The sequence below is a fragment of the Streptomyces sp. NPDC085460 genome, assembly GCF_044541975.1.
Taxonomy (GTDB): domain Bacteria; phylum Actinomycetota; class Actinomycetes; order Streptomycetales; family Streptomycetaceae; genus Streptomyces.
Genome location: NZ_JBITTO010000008.1, coordinates 88,486 through 108,349 on the forward strand (window position 1 = coordinate 88,486; position 19,864 = coordinate 108,349).

Genomic DNA, 19,864 nt, shown 5'->3' on the forward strand with positions numbered 1-19,864 from the left:
ATGCCCCGCATGTCCGTGAAGAAGGAGCGCCCCCCGCAGGTCCGCTGGGAAGAGCGCACCCAGACCCCGCTGCTGGTGCTGGCGGTGGCCTTCGGCCTGGCGTACGCCGTGCCGATCGTCGCCCCCGGCGCCGAGCCGTGGGTGCACCGGCTGTGCCACTACGTGGAGTGGGCGGTGTGGGGCGCCTTCGCCCTGGACTACCTGGTCCGGCTCGGTCTCGCCCCGGCCCGCTGGGCCTTCGTCCGCTCCCACCCCCTCGACCTCCTCGCCGTCGCGCTGCCGATGGTGCAGCCGCTGCGGCTGCTGCGGCTGGTCTCCACCCTCCTCCTCGTGGGCCGGCGGGCCCGGATGGCCCCGCAGATCACGCTCACCACCTATGTGGCGGGCGCGGTGGTCGGGCTGATGATGTTCGGCTCGCTCGCGGTGCTGCACGTGGAGCGGGACGCGCCGGACGGCAACATCAGGACCCTGGGCGACGCCGTCTGGTGGTCCTTCACCACGATGACGACGGTCGGCTACGGCGACCACGCGCCGACGACCGGTCTCGGGCGGGTGCTCGCGGTCGGGCTGATGCTCTCGGGCATCGCCCTGCTCGGTGTGGTCACCGCCAACATCGCGGCCTGGTTCATCGCCCGCTTCGAACGGGACGACGCGGTGGAGCGCCGCCAGACGGAGCTCCTGGAGGCCCTGACCCGGGAGGTCCACGAGCTCCGCACCGAGGTGGCCCGCCTCTCGGGCGGCCCCGTACCCCCGCAGGCCACCGCGCCCGGAGCGGTACCGGAGGCGGTACCGGAGGCGAGGCCGGAGACCGCCGCGACCGGAGCCGTACCGGAGGCCGTATCGGACGCCGGACCGACGACCGCCGCGCCCGGAGGCGTACCGGAAGCCGTGCCGGACGGGGGGCCCGGGCCGGCGGCAGGGGCGGCTAGCGCTCCCAGAGCTTGAAGGCTCTGACCTCGTACGGCGTCTGCGGGACCCACGTCCCCCCGGCCCGGGTAGGTCTCGAACTCTCCCGCTTCCTGGCACTCCTCCGACTGGTACGTCGTCACCGGCCGCCCCGTGCGGACGGCCAGCGACTGGGCCGAGGCGCCGGCCGGGAGGGCGACGCAGCTGTCGAGGTCCGTCGTCGCCAGTTCGTACGTCCACGACCGGCCCTTGAAGTCGGGCTTCGGCCAGAGACAGAGCCGTCCGGGGCCGCACTTCCCGAGGGCCGTCCCGGCGGCCGGGGCGGCCGATGCGCCCGGGGCGGCCGAGGCCCCTGGGGCCGCCGTGGCCGGGAGGGTGGCCAGGAGCAGGACGGCCACCCCCGCGAGCACGGTCGTCACCTTCGCGTTCATGCAGATCAACCCCCATGTCGTCACTCTCTGTAATCACGATCATGGGGGAGGTGGCCCGCCGAACGGAAGAGGGGCCGCCCCCGTTCCTTCGAACGGGTGACGGCCCCCTAGGGAACCTCGGGGTCAGATGTGTCCGCCGCCCATGCCGGCCTGCGCGTTCTCGCCGCGCTTGGTCAGGGTGGCGACCAGGGCCGCGACCACGGCGACGACACCGGCGACGGTGAAGGCCAGGCCCATGCCCTGGAGGAAGGTGTCGTGGATGACGTCGGAGATCTTGGCGAAGAGGTCCGGGGTCATGCCGGGCGCCTCCTTCATGGCCTCCGGCGCCATGCCGAACTCGGCGGCCTCCTCCAGACGCGGGTCGACCGGGACCGGGATGCCGGCCTCCTTCCAGTTCTCCTCGAAGGCGCCGGCGACCTTGGAGGACATGACCGCGCCGAGCACCGCGGTGCCCAGCGCGCCGCCGACCTGCATGGCGGCCTGCTGGAGGCCGCCGGCGACGCCGGAGAGCTCCAGCGGCGCGTTGCCGACGATGACCTCGGTGGCGCCGACCATGACCGGGGCCAGGCCCAGGCCGAGGAGGGCGAACCAGAGCGACATCGCCAGCGTGCTCGTACCGGCCGAGAGCGTGATCATGCCGAACATCGCGGCGGCGGTGCAGACCATGCCGCCGACGAGCGGCACCCGCGGGCCGAACTTGGTGATGAGCGCGCCGGCCAGCGGCGAGGAGACGATCATCATCGCGGTCAGCGGGAGGAGCCGCAGACCCGCGTCGATCGGGCCGAGCCCCTTCACGCCCTGGAGGTAGAAGGTCACGAAGAAGAGGCCGCCCATGAAGGCGAAGGCCATCAGGACCATCAGCACCACACCGGCCGAGAGCGGCACGGAGCGGAACATGGCGAGCGGGATGAGCGGCTCCTTGACCTTCGTCTCCCAGACCGCGAAGACGGCGAAGAGGACGATCGAACCGAGCAGGCAGCCCCAGGTGTTGCCGCTGGTCCAGCCCCAGTCCGCGCCCGCCTTGATGAGGCTCCAGACCAGCAGGCCCATCGCGCCGGAGAGCAGCGCGATGCCGAGGACGTCGAAGGAGCGCGGCGCGTTCTCGGCGCGGTGGTCCCTGAGGATGATCAGGCCGAGCGCGAGCGCGAGCACGCCGACCGGCACGTTGATGAAGAACACGGACTGCCAGCTGACGTGCTCGACGAGGAAGCCGCCGAGGATCGGGCCGCCCGCCGTGGAGGCGCCGATGACCATGCCCCAGATGCCGATGGCCATGTTCAGCTTCTCGGCGGGGAAGGTGGCGCGCAGCAGGCCGAGCGCGGCCGGCATCAGCAGGGCGCCGAAGAGGCCCTGGAGCACCCGGAAGGCGATCACGAGGCCGATCGAGTCGGAGAGGCCGATGGCGCCGGAGGCCGCGGCGAAGCCCGCGATGCCTATGAGGAAGGTCTGGCGGTGGCCGAAGCGGTCGCCGAGCTTGCCGGCGGTGATCAGCGCGACGGCGAGCGCGAGCAGGTAGCCGTTGGTGATCCACTGGAGCTGGTCCAGGGTGGCGCCGAGGTCGGCCTGGATGGCGGGGTTGGCGATGGCCACGATCGTGCCGTCGAGCGCCACCATCATGACGCCGGCCGCGACGGCGAACAGGGTCAGCCAGGGGTGGCCGCGCAGGCCCTTCGCCGGGACCGGACCTGGCTCCCCGGCGCCCCCCTGGCCCTGCGGGGCCTTTTCCACGGTGGTCTGACTAGTCATGGGAACGAGGCTAGTGACAGTCACTGACAATTGACAAAGTGATTCACGCGTCGGTAACTGTCACGTAGCTCACAGGTACGCTGAGCAGGAAGAACATCCCCCAATCGACCGAAAAGAGACTCCGTTGACCGTGCCCGCTCCCGGCCTGCGCGAGCGGAAGAAGCAGCGCACCCGCGACGCGCTGGTCCGGGTCGCCCTGGAGCTCTTCACCACCCGGGGGTACGAGCGGACCACCGTCGACGAGATCGTCGACGCGGTCGAGGTGTCCCAGCGGACCTTCTTCCGCTACTTCTCCTCCAAGGAGGAGGTCGCGTTCGCGGTCCAGCGGATCGTGGAGGAGGAGTTCGTCCGGGCCCTGGCCCTGCGCCCGCCCGAGGAGGGCCCCTTCGACGCGATGCGCAACGCCGTGCTCGCCGCGTGGGACGGCGTGGGCGAGACGATCGACCGGATCGTCCCGGTCGAGCTGTACCTGCGGACCTTCTTCATGATCGAGTCGACGCCGGCGCTGCTCGCCGCCCACCTGCGGCGCTCCAGCGAGATGGAGGAGACCATCGCCCGGCTCGTCGCCCGCCGCGAGGGGCTCGACGTGGACGCCGACCCGAGGCCCCGGATCGCGGTCGCCGCCTTCAGCGGCGTGATGCGTGTCACCGGGCAGATGTGGGGCAAGGGGCCGGACCGCAGCCTGGAGGGGATCCGGGCCCTCACCGAGTGGTACCTGGACCACCTGGGCCCGGCGCTCCAACTGCACTGGCGGGAGCCGCGCGCGGGCGGCTGAGGACGCCCGGCGCCCCGGCCGCGACCCGGGCCGGGGGGCCGGTCGGCCGGTCGGCCCGCCGCGCGGAGGGCCGGTCGGGCGGAGGGGCGTGCTCCGGCGGCCGGGACGGTTCCGTCATCTTCGCCGTCTAGGGTGTGCGCCCGTGACCTCCGCCGACGTCCCGCCGTCCCTCGCCGTCCTGCGCACCCTGCTCGTGCTGGGTGTGGTCCTCGTGATGCTGGCCACCACCGGATGGACCGCCATCCGGCACCGGCCGCCCTCCGGGCCCTCCATGGAGGCCGCGCTGGCCGCGTGGGAGCGGGAGCGGATCGGCGACGTCCCGCCGCCCGACCCGGCCACCGCCCCGCCCCGCGCCGTCGCGGACTGGTTCGCCGCGCTCGGACCGGGCCGGGCCGCCGGGCTCGCCGAGCGGCATCCCTTCGTCGTCGGCAACCTCGACGGCGCCCCGCCCGCCCTGCGCTACCGCGCCAACCGGATCGGCCTCACCCGCGCGCTGGCGGCCGAGCGGCCCCGCCTCGACGACCCCCGGCTCTCCGCCGAGGGCCGGCACGAGGCCCGCCGGCGGGTGGACCGTTTCGTCTCCCTGCTCGCGCCGGGGCGCCGGATCCTCGCCTTCGACCCCACCGGCACGGGGCGGGCGGCCGAGGTTCTGGGCGATCTGGAGCGGGCCCGGCGGATATCGGTGATCGTCCCCGGCGTCGACACCCACCTCCTCACCTTCCAGAAGACGCACGGGCGGTACACCGCCCCCGTCGGCATGGCGCAGGCCCTCTACGAGGCCGAGCGGCGCACCGCGCCCGGCTCCCGGGTCGCGGTCATCGCCTGGGCCGGCTACACCGCGCCCGCCCGGGTGGGCGTGGACGCGGCGACCGGCCGGCTCGCCGCGACCGGCGCCGACCGGCTGGTCCGGCTCACCGAGGGCCTGCCGGGGAAGGGCCGGGTGGCGCTCTTCTGCCACAGCTACGGCTCCGTGCTCTGCGGGCTCGCCGCGCCCCGGCTGCCGGAGCGGGTGACCGATCTGGCGGTGGCCGGCAGCCCCGGGATGCGGGCGGAGACGGCCGCGGACCTGGGCACCCCGGCCCGGATATGGGCCATGCGGGACGCCGGCGACTGGATCGCCGACGTCCCCCACCTGGAACTCGGCGGGGTCGGGCACGGGGCGGACCCGGTGGCGCCGGAGTTCGGCGCCCGGCTGGTCTCGGCGGCCGGCGCGGCCGGGCACACCGGCTATTTCGAGCCGGGCACCGAGAGTCTCGGCAACTTCGCGGCGATCGGCGCCGGAGCCTTCGAACGGGTCGTCTGCGCACGTGCCGACCGCGCGTGCCACGGGGGAATCTCCGGCGACACCGGCCTCTGACGCGCGTAGATCACGGAATTTCCTGACAGTTCCGAGGGGCGACGCACGGCCACGCGCCGCATACGATGAGGCGTATGGGTGATGTGCTGGCCGGAATTCATGCCACCTGGGAGCTGGAGAGCGACGCACTTGTCATCCGCTTCGAACGGGGGATCCGTACGCCGAGGCTGTTCCAGGCGCTGCGCGAGCGACGCGTGCCGTACGAGGCGCTGGCCTCGGCGGCGCTCGCTCCGGGCCGGCGCGGGACCGTCGTGCTGCGCGCCGTGCCGCGGCCGGGCGCCGATCCGCTGATGGAGGCGGCGGCGGGGCAGCTGAAGGACACCTGCGACCCGTACCGGCTGGCGCTGCCCGCCGACCGGGAGGAACTCGCCGCGCACTGGCGCGACGCGCTGGCCTCGGCGATCCCCTCGGACCCGGCGGACCGGCTCGACACCGGCTTCCTCGTCGCGGCGCCGCAGGGGCCGCGGTCGTTCAAGGCGTACGACGGGAAGGCGACGTTCGACGGGGCGTCCGAGGTCTCCTTCCGCTGGTCCTCGACGATGGCCACGTCCGAGAAGTGGAAGACGGGCGACCAGTCCTTCCGGGTGCGGGAGCTGAGCGGGGTCGAGTGGCGGACGCCGGCCTCCCCCGGCGGCTTCCTGCGGCTGCTCCCCCGGGGCGGCGGCGCCCGGCCTGAGCGGCCGGACCACGATCCGGCCTCGGTCGTGTTCGGACTCGGCTACGGCCCGGTCCACGACTCCCTCCCCTTCGCGGCGGCCGTCCTCGCGGCGATCCGCGCCAAGGACCGCACCCCCGTCCCGGCGGGGGCGCGCGGCGCGGCGCACGGGGATCCCGGCGCCATCGCTGAAAGGATTCGCCACTTGGGCGAACTGCATCAGGCGGGCCTGGTGACGGACGAGGAATTCGCGGCGAAGAAGACGGAACTCCTCGCCGAGCTGTAGCTGTAGCGGTGGCGGGTGGTGGGGGCGCGCCGCCGGGCTGTGGCGGCGGCGGTACGCCGGGTGTGGCGGGGGTACGCCGGGCGGGGGCGGTACGCCGGACCGCAGCGGCGCCGAACCGTGGCGGTACGCCGAGCCGTAGCGTACGCCGGGGTGCGCCGAACCGTGGCGGTGCGCCGGGCCGTCGCGCCGCCGGGCCGTCGTGGGGGCGCGCGACGAAGGTCGCGCGCCGTCATACCAGGGTCTGATCCGCGATTGTCACCCCTGGTACGACGACGGGGCCGGGCGGCCGACCTAGGCTGACTCGACATGAAAGCGTTCGAGAAGCGGCCGGAGCCACGGCGGGTCGCGGCACGGCTCCAGAGCTGGTCGCGGGTGGCCGTGCAGGCCCTGGAAGCCACCTTCGCCGCCCCCGCCGCGCCGGGCTCCGCGCCCTTCGCGGCCGCCTCGTCCTGGTGGATGCGGCTGCTGCCGTACGCGTTCGGGGTCGCGCTCGTCGCCTCCCTGCTCCCGGTCACCGTCCACCTCCTCATCACCGACTACGACGTCCCGGGCGCGCTGGCCGGAGCGCTCGCCACCGCGCAGACCGCGCCGCTGCTGCTCGCCACCACCCGGCCGCTGCACGCCTGGTGGGTCGTGCTGCCCGCCGGCATCGCCGGGGCGCTCGTCCTGCTGGCCTCCGACGGGCCCCGCGCCCAGGTGTGGCCCTGGACCCCTCCGGTCGTCGTCGGGTACTGCGCGCTGATGCTCGCGCTCGGGCTGCGCGAGCCGCGCCGCACCCTCATCGGGGTGTGGCTCGCCACCGGCGCGGCCGGCTATCTGCTCGAACTCGTGCGGCCGTACGGCGACACCGGCGTCAGCACACTCCTCTTCGTGCTCAGCGGCGTGCTGCTGCTCCTCACCTCGGTGATACGGGCGCGGAGCGAGGCGCAGCGAAGACTCGCCGAGCAGGAGACGATCAGCGAGGCCGAGCGGGCCCACCGGACGCTTCTGGAGGAGCGGGCCCGGATCGCCCGTGAGCTGCACGACGTGGTCGCCCACCACATGTCGGTGATCACCGTGCAGGCGGACTCCGCCCCGTACCGGATACCGGAGCTGCCGGAGGCGGCCCGGGAGGAGTTCGCCTCGATCGCGGGCAGCGCGCGGGAGTCGCTGGCCGAGATGCGGCGGCTGCTCGCGGTGCTCCGCAGCGACGGCAGCGAGGGCGAGCGGGCCCCGCAGCCCGGCCTGGAGCGGCTCCAGCAGCTGGTGGAGGCGACGGTGCGGGCGGGGGTGCCGGCCGAGCTGTCGCTCGCCGCGGAGCTCGCGGACGGGCGGACCGAGGTGCCGCAGGCGGTGGGCCTCTCGGCGTACCGGATCGTGCAGGAGGCGCTGGCCAACGTGGTGCGGCACGCTCCGGGCGCCCCGACGCGGGTGTCGGTGCGCGAGGACGGGTCCGGCCGGCTGACGGTCCTGGTGGTCAACGGCCCGGCGGCGGAGCCGGTCTCACCGCTGGAGAGCACCGGCACCGGGCACGGTCTCGTCGGGATGCGCGAGCGCGTCCGGCTGACCGGCGGCACCCTCGACACCGGACCCCTCCCGGACGGCGGCTTCCGTATCGCGGCCCGGCTGCCGCTCACGCCGCTCACCGCGGACGACCCGGCGGCGGCCTGACGGCGCACCGGCCGCGCGCTCGGCGTCGACGGCCGGCCACCACCGCCTCACGGGCACGCGGGCGCCCGGCCACCACCGCCTCACAGGCAGGCGGCCGCCCCGGCCACCCCGGCGACCCCGGCCTCACCGGCAAGCGCGCGCTCGGGCACGCGAGCGCTCGGGCACGCGAGCGCTCGGGCACGCGAGCGCTCGGGCAGGCGGGCACGCGGGCAGCCCCGGGGTAGCGGTCCCTGGGGGCTCGCGGGTGCGGGCCGGTGGGTGGGGGATCGCCTAGGGTCGGGCGTTCAGGGGAACGACCGACGAGCAAGGATGCCGTGTGACCATTCGGGTGATCATCGTGGACGACCAGGCGATGGTGCGGGCGGGGTTCGCCGCGTTGCTGGCCGCGCAGAGCGACATCGACGTGGTCGGTGAGGCGCCGGACGGGCGGCAGGGCGTCGAGGTGGCGCGGACCGTCCACCCCGACGTGGTGCTGATGGACGTGCGGATGCCGGAGCTGGACGGGCTGGCGGCGGCCCGGGAGATCCTGCACCCGCCGGCCGGGGTGACCCACCGGCCCAAGGTGCTGATGCTGACCACCTTCGACGTCGACGACTACGTGTACGAGGCGCTGCGGGCCGGGGCCTCCGGGTTCCTGCTCAAGGACGCCCCGCCGGCCGATCTGATCGCCGCCGTACGGGTCGTGGCGGCGGGCGACGCGCTGCTCGCGCCGTCCGTGACGCGCCGGCTCATCGCCGACTTCGCCGCCAACCGCCCCGCCGCCCGCAAGGACGTGACGGCGCTGCGGCTCAACGGACTGACACCGCGTGAGACCGAGGTACTGGAGCTGATCGCCCGGGGCCTGTCCAACCAGGAGATCGCGGAGCAGCTGGTGCTCGCCGAGCAGACCGTGAAGACCCACATCGGACGGGTGCTCGCCAAGCTCGACCTGCGCGATCGCGCCCAAGCGGTGGTCTTCGCCTACGAGTCGGGCCTGGTGACCCCCGGGGGCTAGCCCCACCACCGGCCGGGGGCGGGCGCCTCGTCCACCCCCTACCCCGGTATGGCACGGGAGTTGGCTCCCCGGTGTGACGTGCCGTCACCCACCCTCTTCCTACCTTCCTCTCGCCGACAACCAGTCGCCGGCGCGAGTCGCCGGCACGAGTCGCCGACAGCGAGTCGCCGACAGCGAGAGAGGGAGGGCGGACATGCGCCGCATTACGAGGACCCTGGTGACCGCCGCCATGGTGACGGCGGTCGTCGCGGGGACGGCGGGCTGGGCGTCCGGGACCGCGCAGGAGCCGGTGACCGGGCCGCCGGCCGGGACCGCCGAGTGGCGGGCGGCGGGCCTGCCCGACCCGGAGCGCATGGACCCGGCCGCGGTCGCCCGCTTCTTCGCCGGGCTCCGCCCCGAGGAGCGGCAGCGGCTCGTGAAGGCGCACCCGACGGTCGTCGGCAACCTGGACGGGGCCCCGCTGGACCTGCGCTACCAGGCCAACTCCCTCACCTCGCCCGCGAGATACCAGGACGCTCGGATCCTGGCGCACGACACCCGGGGCCGGGGGCAGACGGTGCTGGCGTACGGGGACCTGGCGACGGCCGAGCGGGTCGCGGTGCTGGTGCCGGGCTCCGACGTCGACGCCGGGCGCATGGACTCCCTCACCCGGAAGGCCACCGCCCTGCGGGCGGCGACCGGCGGCCGTACCGCCGTGATCGCCTGGGCCGGCTACACCACCCCGGTCGGCGTCGGGCTCGACGCGGCCTCGGGCGAGCTGGCGGAGGCGGGCGCCGAGCGGCTCGCCCGCTTCACCGAGGGGCTGCGGGCCGCCGGGGTGCGCCCCGAGCCGTCCGTCTTCTGCCACAGCTACGGCTCCGTGGTCTGCGGTCTCGCCGCGCATCGGCTGAAGGCCAAGGACCTGGTGGTGTTCGGCTCCCCCGGCATGCGGGCGGAGAACGTGGCCGCGCTGCGGACGACGGCCCGGGTGTGGGCGGCGAAGGATCCGACGGACTGGATCGACCGGGTGCCGAACGTGGCCGTCGCCGGCTACGGACACGGCACCGACCCCACGGCGCCCGAGTTCGGGGCCAGGACCGTGCCCGTGCGGGACGCGCGGGGCCACGACGGCTACTTCGCCCCCGGCACCTCCTCGCTGCGCGCCTTCGCCGCGATCGCCGAGGGGGACGTCCGATGAAGACGCTCGTCCGGAAGATCGAGGCCGGCACCCCCGCCCACCGCGACCGCGCCGTCGACGGAATGCGGGCCCTGGCCCTGCTCGCCGTGCCGACCGGGCACTGGCTGCTCGGCGGGTTCACCCTCTCCGGCGACGGCGCGATCCACAACGCCTCGCCGCTCGCCACCTTCGGGGCGCTCGCCCCGGCCAGCTGGATCCTCCAGATGCTGGGGATCTTCTTCCTGGTCGGCGGCTACGCCTCCGTCCTCTCCTACCGCCGCCGCCCCGGCACCACCCGGGAATGGCTCGGCGGGCGCCTCGCCCGGCTCGGCCGGCCGGTGCTCGGAGTGACCGCCGTGTGGGCGGCGCTGCTGCCACTGCTCCACCACGGCCTGGGGGTGCCGGTGGACACCCTGCGGACGGCGTCGACGCTGGTGATCCAGCCGCTGTGGTTCGTCGGGGTCTACACGGTGGTGACGGCGCTGACCCCGCTGTGCGTCCGGGCCGCGCGCCGGCTCGGGGTGTGGGCCGCGGCCCCGCTGCTCGGCTCGGTGGCCGTCGTGGACTTCCTGCGGTACGGCCCGTACGCGGACGCCGTGCCGTCCTGGCTGAGCCTGCTGAACATCCTGCCGGGCTGGCTCTTCGCGTACCAGCTCGGTGTCTCCTGGGGCGAGGGCCGGGTGAACCGCCGGCACGCCTGGGCGCTGCTGGCCGGCGGGGCGGCGCTCTTCGCCGCGCTGCTGCTCGTCTTCGGCTACCCGGCGTCGATGGTCGGCGTCCCCGGCGAGGCCCGCACCAACTCGCACCCGCCGTCGCTGCTGGTCCTGGCGCTCGCCGCCGCCCAGAGCGGGGCCGCGATCCTGCTGCGGGACCGGCTCGGCCGGCTGCTGCGCCGGCCGGCGCTGTGGGCGCCGGTCGTCGTGATCAACCTGTCGGCCATGACGATCCTGTGCTGGCACCAGACGGCGATGCTCGCGGCGGCGGTCCCCGCCTCGTACCTGGGCGAGGTGCCCGGTCTCATCGGGGCGCCGGACTCGGTCGGCTGGATCCTGGCCCGGCTGGCCTGGATGCCGGTCTTCGCCGGACTGCTGGTCGTCATCGGACGGTACGCGCGCGGCTTCGAGTCGCCGTGGACGCGCACCGGCCCGGCCCGCCGGACGCTCGCGGGGCTGCTCGCGGCGGGCTTCGCGGCCTTCGCCCTGGGCCTCGCGTGAGCGCGCCCGGCGCGCGAAGGGGCGGTACGCGAAGGGCCGGTGCGCGGGACAGGTGGCCAGGGCAGGTGGCCAGGGCCCGGTACGCGAAGGGCCGGTGCGCGAAGGGCCAGGACGCGAGGGCCGGGACGCGAAGGCCCCGTGCGCGAAGGGTCGGGACGGGTGGTGCCGGTCCTGCCGGTCACGGGGTGGTGGCCCCGCAGACGGTGCCGTAGTGGTCGATCTTGAGGTCGAGCACGGCGAGGGTGTCCTGGAGCTCGGCGATCCGGGCCAGGACGTCCCGGCGGGTCTCCTCCAGGAGGGCCCGCCGCTCCGCGTGGGTGTGGGGGCCCTCGCGCACCAGCTCCGCGTAGCGGACCATGTCCGCCACCGGCATCCCGGTCAGCCGGAGCTTGCCGACGAACTCCAGCCAGCCGAGGTCCCGTTCGGAGAACCGGCGCTGCCCGGTGTGCGAACGGTCGACGTGCGGCATCAGACCGATCCGCTCGTACCAGCGCAGGGTGTGCGCGGTGAGTCCGGTGAGGGCGGCGACCTCGCTGATCGTGTAGCGGTCCTTGCCCCCGGGCCTGGTCGTGCTCTCGACGCTCTCGATCACGGTCATGCCCCCACGCTAAAAGGTTGGAGCGCACTCCAAGCAAGTAGGCTCGGCCCCATGGAGAGCAGCAGCGTGCCCAGCCTGGCGACGATCGAGAACTGGCCCGTCCCCACCGCGGCGGCGGCCGTGGTCCGCGCGGACGGCACGGTGGCCGGGAGCCACGGGCCGACCGGGCACCGGTTCCCGCTGGCGTCGGTGACCAAGCCGCTGGCGGCGTACGCGGTGCTCGTCGCGTACGAGGAGGGCGCGATCGACCTCGACGAGCCGGCCGGGCCCGAGGGGGCGACCGTGCGGCACCTGCTCGCCCACACCTCGGGGCTCGCCTTCGACGAGAACCGGGTCCAGGCCGCGCCGGGCACCCGCAGGATCTACTCCAACACCGGTTTCGAGGTGCTGGGCGACCTGGTCGCCAAGGCCACCGACATCCCCTTCGCCGACTACCTGCACCAGGCGGTCCTGGAGCCGCTGGGCATGACGGGCACGTCGCTGGACGGCTCCCCCGCCAAGGACGCGGTGTCGACCGTGGACGACCTCGTACGGTTCGCGGCCGAGGTGCAGGCGCCCCGGCTGCTCGACGCCCGCACGGTGCTGGACGCGATGACGGTCACGTACCCCGGGCTCACCGGCATCCTGCCCGGATACGGGCACCAGCGGCCGAACGACTGGGGGCTCGGCTTCGAGATCCGCGGGGCCAAGGCCCCGCACTGGACCGGCACCACGTCCTCGCCGCGCACCTTCGGCCACTTCGGCCAGTCCGGCACCTTCCTGTGGATCGACCCGGACGCGCGGGCCGCCTGCGTGGCGCTCACCGACCGGGCCTTCGGGCCGTGGGCGATCGAGGCGTGGACCCCGTTCACGGACGCGGTCCTCGCGGACCTGCGCCGCTGACGTCAGGATTCCGGGCGCGGGCAGGTGGCCGCCGGGAGGGACCCGTCGGGGCCCGCGACGGTGACGGTGGACGTGCCCTTCCGGTCGACGGCGTGCGCGGCCGTGCACACCAGCTGGGCGACCGCCGCCTCCGACAGCTCCTGGGTCAGGAAGGGCGTCTGGAGGCGGATCCCGTCCGCCCCGTCCGACTCGACCCGGATCAGCTCGGCGCTCTCGGGCAGCTCGGTGGTGAGACCCGCCTCCCGGTCGGCGCCGCCGGGCCCTGAGATCAGCGCGGCGAGCACCTTCACGGCGGCGAGACCGGGGGCGTACGGGTGGCCGGCGTCGACGCCGGAGGCGCTTCCGGGCTCCTCGGACCGCAGGTCGGCCGTACCGCCCCCGGGCTCGGTCCGCACCGGGTCGGGCCTGAACGTGAAGCCGACCTCCCGGGAGACCGGCATCAGCTCCCCGTCGGGGCCGAGGAAGAAGAGCAGCATCCGGTTCTCCGGGTTGGGGCGCACGATCGTGTCCGGCGCTTCGCCCGCCTCCACGACGTCGCTGTCCTGGATGCCGCAGCCGGCGAGCGCGAGGCCGGCGAGGAGCGCCGCCCCGGCCGCCCGGATCAGGCGGCTCACAGCGGGATCCTGACGGTGAAGACGGCCCCGCCGGCCGGGTGGTTGGCGGCCTCCACGGTGCCGCCGTGCAGCCGGACGTTCTCCTGGGTGATCGCGAGGCCGAGCCCGCTGCCGGTCGAGCGGGCGCGGGCCGGGTCGGCCTTGTAGAAGCGCTCGAAGACGTGCGGCAGGACGTCCGGGTGGATGCCGGGCCCGCGGTCGGAGACCTGGGTGACGAGCATGCCGTCGTCGTCGACGTACACCCGGACGGTGACCAGCGGCCGGCCGTGCCGGAGCGCGTTGCCGACCAGGTTGGCGACGACGACGTCGAAGCGGCGGGGGTCGAGCCGGGCCCGGATGCCCTCCCCGAGGGCCGCGTGGACCTGTCCGGGGTCGGTCCAGCGCCGGCTGCTCAGGGTCTTGCGGACGCAGTCGGCGACGTCGACCTCGTCGGTGTGGAGCTCGGCGGCGCGGGCGTCGAAGCGGGAGATCTCCATCAGGTCCTCGACGAGCACGGCGAGCTTGACGGTCTCGGCGCTGATCAGGCGGACCGCGCGGGCCGTGTCGCTGTCCAGGGTGCCGGCGTCCTCGTCGAGCACCTCGGTGACGGCGAGCATCCCGGCGAGCGGGGTGCGCAGTTCGTGCGAGACGTCGGAGGCGAAGCGGCGGGCGCGGGCCTCGGCGCGGCGCAGCTCGGTGACGGAGCGTTCGAGTTCGGCGGCGGACTCGTTGAAGGTGCGGGCCAGGTCGGCGAGTTCGTCGCTGCCCTTGGCGTGGATACGGGTGTCGAGCCGGCCGCGGCCCATGCTCCGGGCGGCGTGGCGGAGTTCGCGGACGGGGCGCAGGACCCCGCGGGCGGCGAGCAGCGCCGGTATGAAGGCGATGGCGAGGGCGGGCAGCGCGCCGTCGCGGGCGGCGGTGACCAGGGCCTCGATGTTGGCCTCGTCCTCGCGGAGTTCCATGACGGCGTAGAGGACGAGGCCGGTGGGCCGGGCCGTCTCCGGGTCGACGTCGGTGCGGAAGAGGGCGGGGACGGCGATCGTCAGATAGGGGACGCCGCCCTTGACCACGCGCTGGAAGCTGGTGTGCGGGGTGTCCCGGGCGTGGGCGCGGGCCCGTAGCTCCGGGGTGAGGACGGAGGAGACGGGGCGGTCGGTGGAGGAGACGCGGAGCGAGCCGTACTCGGCGTAGACCCGCCAGGTGCGGGGCTTGCCCTTCTTCGCGATGTCCTGGAGCTGGTCGCGGAGCATCCCCGTGTCGACGGGCAGCTCGACGTAGAGGTCGTCGACCTGCTGGCGGAAGGTGGAGACGGCGGTGTTCTGGGTCTGTTCCAGGATGGCGCTGCGGGCGGCCCGGTAGGTGAGGGCGGCGGTGGTGCCGCAGCCGACGGCCGCGACGAGGAGGAAGGCGAAGACCATGCGGGTGCGCAGGCCGAAGGGGCGGGGACGGCGGCCCCGGAGCCGGATGCGCGGCCGGCGGGCGCCGCCCTCCTGCCCGGGCGCGGGCGCCTCGTGCCGGTGCGCGGGCCGCTCCGCCGGGTCCGCGCCGGGCTCCTCGCGGGGGTGCACGCAGGCTTTCACAGCGGTCCGAAGCGGTAGCCGAAGCCCCGCAGGGTCTGTATGTAGCGGGGTTCGCCGGGGGTGTCCTCGATCTTGGAGCGGAGCCTTCGCACACAGGCGTCCACGAGGCGGGCGTCGCCGTGGTAGTTGTGCTCCCACACGTGCTCCAGGAGCTGCTGGCGGCTGAAGACCTGCTCGGGGGCGGCGGTGAGGTGGAGCAGGAGTTTGAGCTCGGAGGGGGCGAGGGCGAGGCGTTCGCCGTTCTTGGCGACGGTGAGTCCGGCCCGGTCGACGGCGAGGGCGCCGTGGTGCTCGATGGCGGGCCGGCCGCCGCCGATGTCCTCGATGCGGCGCAGGACGGCCCGGATGCGGGCCTCGATGACCTCGGTGCGGGCCGGTTTGACGATGTAGTCGTCGGCGCCCGCCTCCAGGCCGATGACCACGTCGAAGTCGTCGCCGCGGGCGGTGAGCATGATGATCGGGAGCTGGCTGCTCTCGCGGACGCGGCGGCAGACCTGGACGCCGTTCATGCCGGGCAGCATGAGGTCGAGGAGGAGCAGGTCGGGGCGGAACTCGCCGAGGGCGGCGAGGCCGGCCTCGCCGGTGGCGGCGGCGCGCACCTCGTGGCCGCGGCGCCGGAGCCCGAGCTCGACGCCTTCGCGGACCGAGGGGTCGTCTTCGATGAGGAGCACGCGGGGCATGGGTGGAGTATCCCAGGGTCGGTGGAGGCCCCCGGCTTCGGGAGCCTGCTGGTGGGGGCGGGGGCGGCAAGGCGGGGGTGAGTCGGTGCGGTGGGTCGGTGCCGGGGGTCAGGTGCGGCGGGTGAGACGGCCGGTGGCCTTGGCCAGGAGGGCGGAGACCTCGGTGAGGCGCAGCGGCCGGGCGAGGAGGGCGAAGGCGCCGAGGACGGTGACCGCGCCGGCGAGACCGGAGAGGACGGCGCCGGCGGGGGCGGCGGTGTCGGTGACGAAGAGGCCGTAGCCGGTCGCGGGGATCGCGGCGAGCAGCAGCCGGCCGAGGCCGTCGCCGCCGTCCGGCGACGCGGGCAGGCGCCGCCGGAGGACGTACGCGGTGAGCGCCCAGCCCGCCCAGAGGGCGAGCGAGTAGCCGGCGGCCATGCCGGTGACGGCCCAGTGCGTGGGCAGCCAGTGGTACGCGGCGAGCGAGAGGCCCGCGTTGAGGCCGGCGATCACCAGGTTGAGCAGGAAGGGCGTGCGGGTGTCGCGGAGCGCGTAGAAGGCGCGGGTGCACACGTACTGGCCGGAGAAGGCGATCAGGCCGGGGGCGAAGGCGATCAGCGTCCAGGCCATGGCGCGCACGTCGGCGCCGTCGGTGGCGCCGTGGCCGAAGACGAGGGTCATCAGCGGGGTGGCGAGGGCGAGGAGGGCGCAGGCGGCGGGGACGACGGCGGCGGCCGTGGTGCGCTGGGCGTAGGAGACGTCCCGGCGGACGCCCGCGAGGTCGCCGTCGGCCGCGGCGCCGCTCATCCGGGGCATGAGGGCGGTGACGAGAGAGACGGTGACGATGCCGTGCGGGACGGCCCACAGGAGGTAGGCGTTGTTGTACACGGCGAGTCCCGCGCCGCCGCCGCCGTCCGTGGAGGCGAGGCCGCCGCTGGTCTCCGGGGGGCTGCCCGCGGAGGTGGCGACCCAGGTGGTGACCCAGTAGGCGGCCTGGTTGGTGGCGACCAGGAGGACGAGCCAGCCGGCGGCGCGGAGCGGGGCGGTGAGGCCGCTGCCGCGCCAGTCGAAGCGGGGCCGGAAGCGGAAGCGGGCGGCGCGCAGCGAGGGCAGCAGGGCGAGGGCCTGGGCGGCGATGCCGGCGGTGGTGCCCCAGCCGAGGAGGGCGGTCTCGCCGGGGGTGAGCTCTCCGCCGTCGCTGACCACGAGGAAGAGGCCGAAGACGGCGACGACCACGACGTTGTTGAGGACCGGGGTCCACATCATGGCGCCGAAGCGGCCGCGGGCGTTGAGGACCTGGCCGAGGAGGGTGAAGAGGCCGAGGAAGAGGATCTGCGGGAGGCACGCGCGCGTGAACGCGATCGTGAGGTCCCGCTGGCCGCCCGCGTAGTCGGTGTAGGTGTCGACGATCAGGGGGGCGGCGAGCACGGCGCCGGCGGTGAGGGCGGCGAGGGCGAGGCCGCAGAGGGTGAGGAGCCGGTCGGTGTAGGCGGCGCCGCCGTCCTCGTGCTCCTTGGCCGCCTTGACCAGTTCGGGCACGAAGACGGCGTTGAGGGCGCCGCCGAGGAGCAGCATGTAGACGATGGTGGGGACGGAGTTGCCCACCGCGTAGCCGTCGGCGACCACGCCCGCGCCGAGGGCGGCGGCGACGACGGAGGCGCGGACGAATCCGGTGGCGCGGGAGACCAGCGATCCGGCGGCCATGAGGGCGCCGCTGCGGAGCGCGGAGGCGGGCTTGCGCCGGGTCGGCGCGGGCGGGGCGAGGGTGGTGCCGTTGCTCATCGGCGGTTCATGTATGCCTGGAAGGCGCGGTACAGCGCCTGGTTGGTCGTGCCGTGCATCGGTGTCTCCCACTCCCCCAGCGTCTCGACGACCTGTCCGCCCGTGCCGAGCTTCCAGCGCAGCAGCCCGTGGGCACGGTCGTCCGGATCGAGGGTGGAGGGTACCCCGCGCAGGTCGTAGACGTCCGCCCCGAGGGCCTGGGCGTCGAGGAGCATGCGCCACTGGAGGGCGTTGGAGGGGCGGACCTCGCGGCGGTGGTCGGCGGAGGCGCCGGTCTGGTACCAGACCCGCCGGCCGACGGTGAGCATGGTGTGGGCGGCGAGGATCTCGCCCTCGTGGCGGGCGAGGTAGAGCTTCATCCGGCCGGCGTGCTCGGCGTTGAGGACGGCGTACTGGCGCTCGTAGTAGGCGAGGGAGCGGCCGAGGCGGAAGCCGTCGCGCTCCTCGGTGATCTTCAGGAGGCGGTGGAACTCCGGCAGGTCGGCCGCGGAGCCGACGGTGATCTCGACGCCGGACTTGCGGGCCTTGCGGACGTTGCGCCGCCACTCCTGGTTGAGGCCGGACCACAGGTCGTCGGGGGTGCGGCCGGTGAGCGGGACCTGGAAGACGTGGCGGGGCTGGGCGTCGGCGCCGTCCTCGGAGTCGCCGCCGCACCGCTTCCAGCCGCGGGCGCGGAGCCGTTCGGCGACGGCGGTGCCGAGCGGGTCGACCTCGTCGGCGAGGACGTCGCCGAGCCGGCGGCCGGGCCCGGTGGCGGCCTTGACGGTGGCGGCGGTCCAGCGGCGGTGGGCGGGGGTGGGCCCGATGCGTACGGCGAAGGCGCCGGAGGCCCGCAGATGGGCGAGGAGCGGGTCGAGCCAGCGGTCGATCGCGGGGTCGGCCCAGTCGGCGACGGGCCCTTCCGGGAGGTAGGCGAAGCGCTTGCGGGTGCCGGGGAAGGTCCGCAGCAGGACGAGGGCGACGCCGGTGAGCTCTCCCGACTCGGGGCCCCAGCCTATGAGCTGGTGGCTCCAGCCGTCCTTGACCTGTGCCCAGGCGGGGAGCTGGAGGAAGCTGGGTCCTTCGGGTCCCGTGGCGCGGGAGGCGAGGAAGGCGCGGTAGACCTCGGTGGTCACGGGGCCGAGCCGGACCGGGCCGGCGGGCGGCACGGCGGCGGGACGGCGCTTCACGGGTGCGGGCGTCACGAGCAGCGCTGACACAACGAGAGCCTCCTTGGTTCGTCCGCCCCCCGGTGGCGCGGCGCACAGCAGGCTCACAGCCGGATGAGACGGGTCCGCGCGGCGTGTGTGACGGGACGATGACCGTTTCCCATCAGCCCTCGTCACATGGGCCCCGGGCCGGGCGGAGGCCGGGTGGAGCGGCCTAGAGTCCGGGCATCCCACCCTTTTCTCTCCTCTTCCGGAGGTGCTCCGTGCCGCCGATACGCACGTCCCGCCCCGCTCTGGCCGCCGTCGCCCTGGCGGTCTCCCTCACCGCCTGCACCGCGCAGGCCGCCAGTGGTCCCGGCTCCTCGGCCGGCTCCTCGCCGGGCGCCGCGCAGGACGGGCCGCCCGCGAAGGTGACCGTGGTGGACCGGGCGGCCGGGAAGCCGGTGACGGTGACGGCGGCCGGCGGGACGTTCTCCTCGGTGACGGTCACGGACGCGGAGGGCGGGAAGCTGGCCGGGAAGCCGGCCGCGGGCGGGGCGCGCTGGACCTCGGACCGGAAGGCGGTGCCGGGCGCCTCGTACACGGTCGAGGCGGTGACCCGTACCGCCGGCGGGAAGGAGACCACGACGCGGTCCACCTTCACCACGGCGGAGGCCGGGACGGTCAACAAGCTGACGCTGGCGCCCGGGAAGAACACCACCGTCGGGGTCGGGCAGCCGCTGTCGATCGTCTTCGACCGGCCGGTGACGAAGAAGGCCGACGTGGAGCGGCAGCTGAAGGTCACCACCTCGAACGGCACCGAGGGCTCGTGGGGCTGGGTGACCGACCACTCGGGCCGGGACCGGGTGGACTGGCGGCCCCGGCAGTACTGGAAGCCGGGGACGAAGGTCACGCTCCAGGCGGACCTGAACGGGACGGACTCGGGCGACGGCTGGTTCGTCCGCGACTACCGGACCGGCTTCACCGTCGGCGCCTCGCAGGTGGTGAAGGTGGACCTGGACACGAAGCGGCTGACGCTGGTGAAGGACGGCCGGACGGTCCGGACCATCCCGGTCTCCGGCGGGACGCCCGGCGGCGACAAGCGGTCGTGGCGGGGGACGGCCGTCCTGATGGCGAAGGAGGGGACGATCAACATGAACTCGGAGACGGTCGGCCTCGGCGACGCCTACGACAAGATGGTCGACTACTCGATGCGCCTGACGTGGTCGGGCATGTACGCGCACGCGGCGCCGTGGAACGCGGGGAACTTCGGCCGTGTCAACGCCAGTTCCGGGTGCATCGGGATGAGCACCGAGGACGCGAAGTCGTTCTACGCGAGCGTGAACGTCGGGGACCCGTTCGAGATCAAGGGCGGCGACACGAAGGGCGTCGTCGCCGAGGGCAACGGCTACGGGGCGTGGAACCTGTCCTGGACGGCCTGGAAGGCGAAGAGCGCGCTGGGCTGAAGGGCCG

At 74.6% G+C, this 19,864-nt stretch carries 17 protein-coding genes and 1 pseudogene; 10 read left to right on the top strand and 8 right to left on the bottom strand.

What is annotated here, in order from left to right; all coding sequences use genetic code 11:
* The first annotated feature begins 9 nt into the window (after positions 1 to 9).
* Positions 10 to 945, top strand: a complete 936-nt coding sequence (locus ACIGHB_RS21650; RefSeq protein ID WP_399915180.1) for a potassium channel family protein — start codon at positions 10 to 12, stop codon at positions 943 to 945.
* On the opposite strand, the pseudogene ACIGHB_RS21655 reads toward ACIGHB_RS21650, so the two are convergent.
* Both ACIGHB_RS21655 and ACIGHB_RS21660 read right to left on the bottom strand, forming a co-directional pair.
* A pseudogene (locus ACIGHB_RS21655) lies at positions 926 to 1,337 on the bottom strand (peptidase inhibitor family I36 protein). The gene ACIGHB_RS21650 and the pseudogene ACIGHB_RS21655 sit on opposite strands and share 20 nt — an antisense overlap.
* A gap of 123 nt (positions 1,338 to 1,460) precedes the next feature.
* Complete coding sequence (locus ACIGHB_RS21660; protein WP_360311361.1) at positions 1,461 to 3,083, bottom strand: MFS transporter; 1,623 nt, start codon at positions 3,081 to 3,083, stop codon at positions 1,461 to 1,463.
* Positions 3,084 to 3,213: 130 nt separating this feature from the next.
* On the opposite strand from ACIGHB_RS21660, the gene ACIGHB_RS21665 reads away from it, so the two are divergent.
* From ACIGHB_RS21665 to ACIGHB_RS21695, 7 genes are all read left to right on the top strand, one after another.
* Positions 3,214 to 3,858: a TetR family transcriptional regulator gene (locus ACIGHB_RS21665; RefSeq protein WP_399915634.1), complete on the top strand. Its 645-nt coding sequence runs from the start codon at positions 3,214 to 3,216 to the stop codon at positions 3,856 to 3,858.
* Positions 3,859 to 4,000: 142 nt separating this feature from the next.
* On the top strand, positions 4,001 to 5,215 hold the full coding sequence (locus tag ACIGHB_RS21670; RefSeq protein ID WP_360311359.1) for an alpha/beta hydrolase: 1,215 nt from the start codon (positions 4,001 to 4,003) through the stop codon (positions 5,213 to 5,215).
* Positions 5,216 to 5,280: 65 nt separating this feature from the next.
* Positions 5,281 to 6,156, top strand: coding sequence for a DUF4429 domain-containing protein (locus tag ACIGHB_RS21675; RefSeq protein WP_399915183.1), 876 nt, complete (start codon positions 5,281 to 5,283; stop codon positions 6,154 to 6,156).
* 306 nt (positions 6,157 to 6,462) lie between these two features.
* Positions 6,463 to 7,806 (top strand): sensor histidine kinase, encoded by a 1,344-nt coding sequence (locus ACIGHB_RS21680; RefSeq protein WP_399915185.1) that lies wholly within the window; start codon positions 6,463 to 6,465, stop codon positions 7,804 to 7,806.
* Between the two features lie 316 nt (positions 7,807 to 8,122).
* Complete coding sequence (locus tag ACIGHB_RS21685; RefSeq protein ID WP_399915187.1) at positions 8,123 to 8,800, top strand: response regulator; 678 nt, start codon at positions 8,123 to 8,125, stop codon at positions 8,798 to 8,800.
* 193 nt (positions 8,801 to 8,993) lie between these two features.
* On the top strand, positions 8,994 to 9,977 hold the full coding sequence (locus ACIGHB_RS21690; protein ID WP_399915189.1) for an alpha/beta hydrolase: 984 nt from the start codon (positions 8,994 to 8,996) through the stop codon (positions 9,975 to 9,977).
* The gene (locus tag ACIGHB_RS21695; RefSeq protein WP_360311350.1) at positions 9,974 to 11,170 is read left to right on the top strand and encodes an acyltransferase; all 1,197 of its coding nucleotides are present in this window, start codon (positions 9,974 to 9,976) and stop codon (positions 11,168 to 11,170) included. The genes ACIGHB_RS21690 and ACIGHB_RS21695 overlap by 4 nt, the downstream gene beginning before the upstream one ends.
* A 178-nt stretch (positions 11,171 to 11,348) precedes the next feature.
* Here ACIGHB_RS21695 and ACIGHB_RS21700 read toward each other — a convergent pair whose 3' ends face one another.
* Positions 11,349 to 11,768 (bottom strand): MerR family transcriptional regulator, encoded by a 420-nt coding sequence (locus tag ACIGHB_RS21700; protein ID WP_360311348.1) that lies wholly within the window; start codon positions 11,766 to 11,768, stop codon positions 11,349 to 11,351.
* A gap of 51 nt (positions 11,769 to 11,819) precedes the next feature.
* Here ACIGHB_RS21700 and ACIGHB_RS21705 point away from each other — a divergent pair, with 51 nt between their 5' ends.
* Positions 11,820 to 12,650, top strand: a complete 831-nt coding sequence (locus ACIGHB_RS21705) for a serine hydrolase domain-containing protein (RefSeq protein ID WP_388870707.1) — start codon at positions 11,820 to 11,822, stop codon at positions 12,648 to 12,650.
* A 2-nt stretch (positions 12,651 to 12,652) separates the two neighbouring features.
* Here the strand turns inward: ACIGHB_RS21705 and ACIGHB_RS21710 are convergent, their stop codons facing one another.
* The 5 genes from ACIGHB_RS21710 to ACIGHB_RS21730 form a co-directional block, all read right to left on the bottom strand.
* Positions 12,653 to 13,264: a hypothetical protein gene (locus ACIGHB_RS21710; protein WP_360311344.1), complete on the bottom strand. Its 612-nt coding sequence runs from the start codon at positions 13,262 to 13,264 to the stop codon at positions 12,653 to 12,655.
* Positions 13,261 to 14,661: a HAMP domain-containing sensor histidine kinase gene (locus tag ACIGHB_RS21715; protein ID WP_360311469.1), complete on the bottom strand. Its 1,401-nt coding sequence runs from the start codon at positions 14,659 to 14,661 to the stop codon at positions 13,261 to 13,263. The genes ACIGHB_RS21710 and ACIGHB_RS21715 overlap by 4 nt, the downstream gene beginning before the upstream one ends.
* 158 nt (positions 14,662 to 14,819) lie before the next feature.
* On the bottom strand, positions 14,820 to 15,503 hold the full coding sequence (locus ACIGHB_RS21720) for a response regulator (protein WP_399915192.1): 684 nt from the start codon (positions 15,501 to 15,503) through the stop codon (positions 14,820 to 14,822).
* Between the two features lie 108 nt (positions 15,504 to 15,611).
* Positions 15,612 to 17,264 carry a murein biosynthesis integral membrane protein MurJ gene (gene murJ, locus ACIGHB_RS21725; protein WP_399915194.1) on the bottom strand — a complete coding sequence of 551 codons (1,653 nt, stop codon included), beginning with the start codon at positions 17,262 to 17,264 and terminating at the stop codon, positions 15,612 to 15,614.
* Complete coding sequence (locus ACIGHB_RS21730; protein ID WP_399915637.1) at positions 17,261 to 18,412, bottom strand: lipid II:glycine glycyltransferase FemX; 1,152 nt, start codon at positions 18,410 to 18,412, stop codon at positions 17,261 to 17,263. Before ACIGHB_RS21730 ends, murJ begins: the two co-directional genes overlap by 4 nt.
* A gap of 263 nt (positions 18,413 to 18,675) precedes the next feature.
* On the opposite strand from ACIGHB_RS21730, the gene ACIGHB_RS21735 reads away from it, so the two are divergent.
* Positions 18,676 to 19,857 carry an Ig-like domain-containing protein gene (locus ACIGHB_RS21735; protein WP_360311338.1) on the top strand — a complete coding sequence of 394 codons (1,182 nt, stop codon included), beginning with the start codon at positions 18,676 to 18,678 and terminating at the stop codon, positions 19,855 to 19,857.
* Positions 19,858 to 19,864: the final 7 nt, after the last annotated feature.

Excerpts from the sequence above, each read along its gene's own strand:
- ACIGHB_RS21660 (WP_360311361.1), bottom strand. The coding sequence starts at position 3,083 with ATGACTAGTCAGACCACCGTGGAAAAGGCCCCGCAGGGCCAGGGGGGC.
- ACIGHB_RS21700 (WP_360311348.1), bottom strand. The coding sequence starts at position 11,768 with ATGACCGTGATCGAGAGCGTCGAGAGCACGACCAGGCCCGGGGGCAAG.
- murJ (WP_399915194.1), bottom strand. The coding sequence starts at position 17,264 with ATGAGCAACGGCACCACCCTCGCCCCGCCCGCGCCGACCCGGCGCAAG.
- ACIGHB_RS21720 (WP_399915192.1), bottom strand. The coding sequence starts at position 15,503 with ATGCCCCGCGTGCTCCTCATCGAAGACGACCCCTCGGTCCGCGAAGGC.
- ACIGHB_RS21695 (WP_360311350.1), top strand. The coding sequence starts at position 9,974 with ATGAAGACGCTCGTCCGGAAGATCGAGGCCGGCACCCCCGCCCACCGC.
- ACIGHB_RS21675 (WP_399915183.1), top strand. The coding sequence starts at position 5,281 with ATGAGGCGTATGGGTGATGTGCTGGCCGGAATTCATGCCACCTGGGAG.
- ACIGHB_RS21705 (WP_388870707.1), top strand. The coding sequence starts at position 11,820 with ATGGAGAGCAGCAGCGTGCCCAGCCTGGCGACGATCGAGAACTGGCCC.
- ACIGHB_RS21690 (WP_399915189.1), top strand. The coding sequence starts at position 8,994 with ATGCGCCGCATTACGAGGACCCTGGTGACCGCCGCCATGGTGACGGCG.
- ACIGHB_RS21680 (WP_399915185.1), top strand. The coding sequence starts at position 6,463 with ATGAAAGCGTTCGAGAAGCGGCCGGAGCCACGGCGGGTCGCGGCACGG.
- ACIGHB_RS21650 (WP_399915180.1), top strand. The coding sequence starts at position 10 with ATGTCCGTGAAGAAGGAGCGCCCCCCGCAGGTCCGCTGGGAAGAGCGC.
- ACIGHB_RS21715 (WP_360311469.1), bottom strand. The coding sequence starts at position 14,661 with ATGGTCTTCGCCTTCCTCCTCGTCGCGGCCGTCGGCTGCGGCACCACC.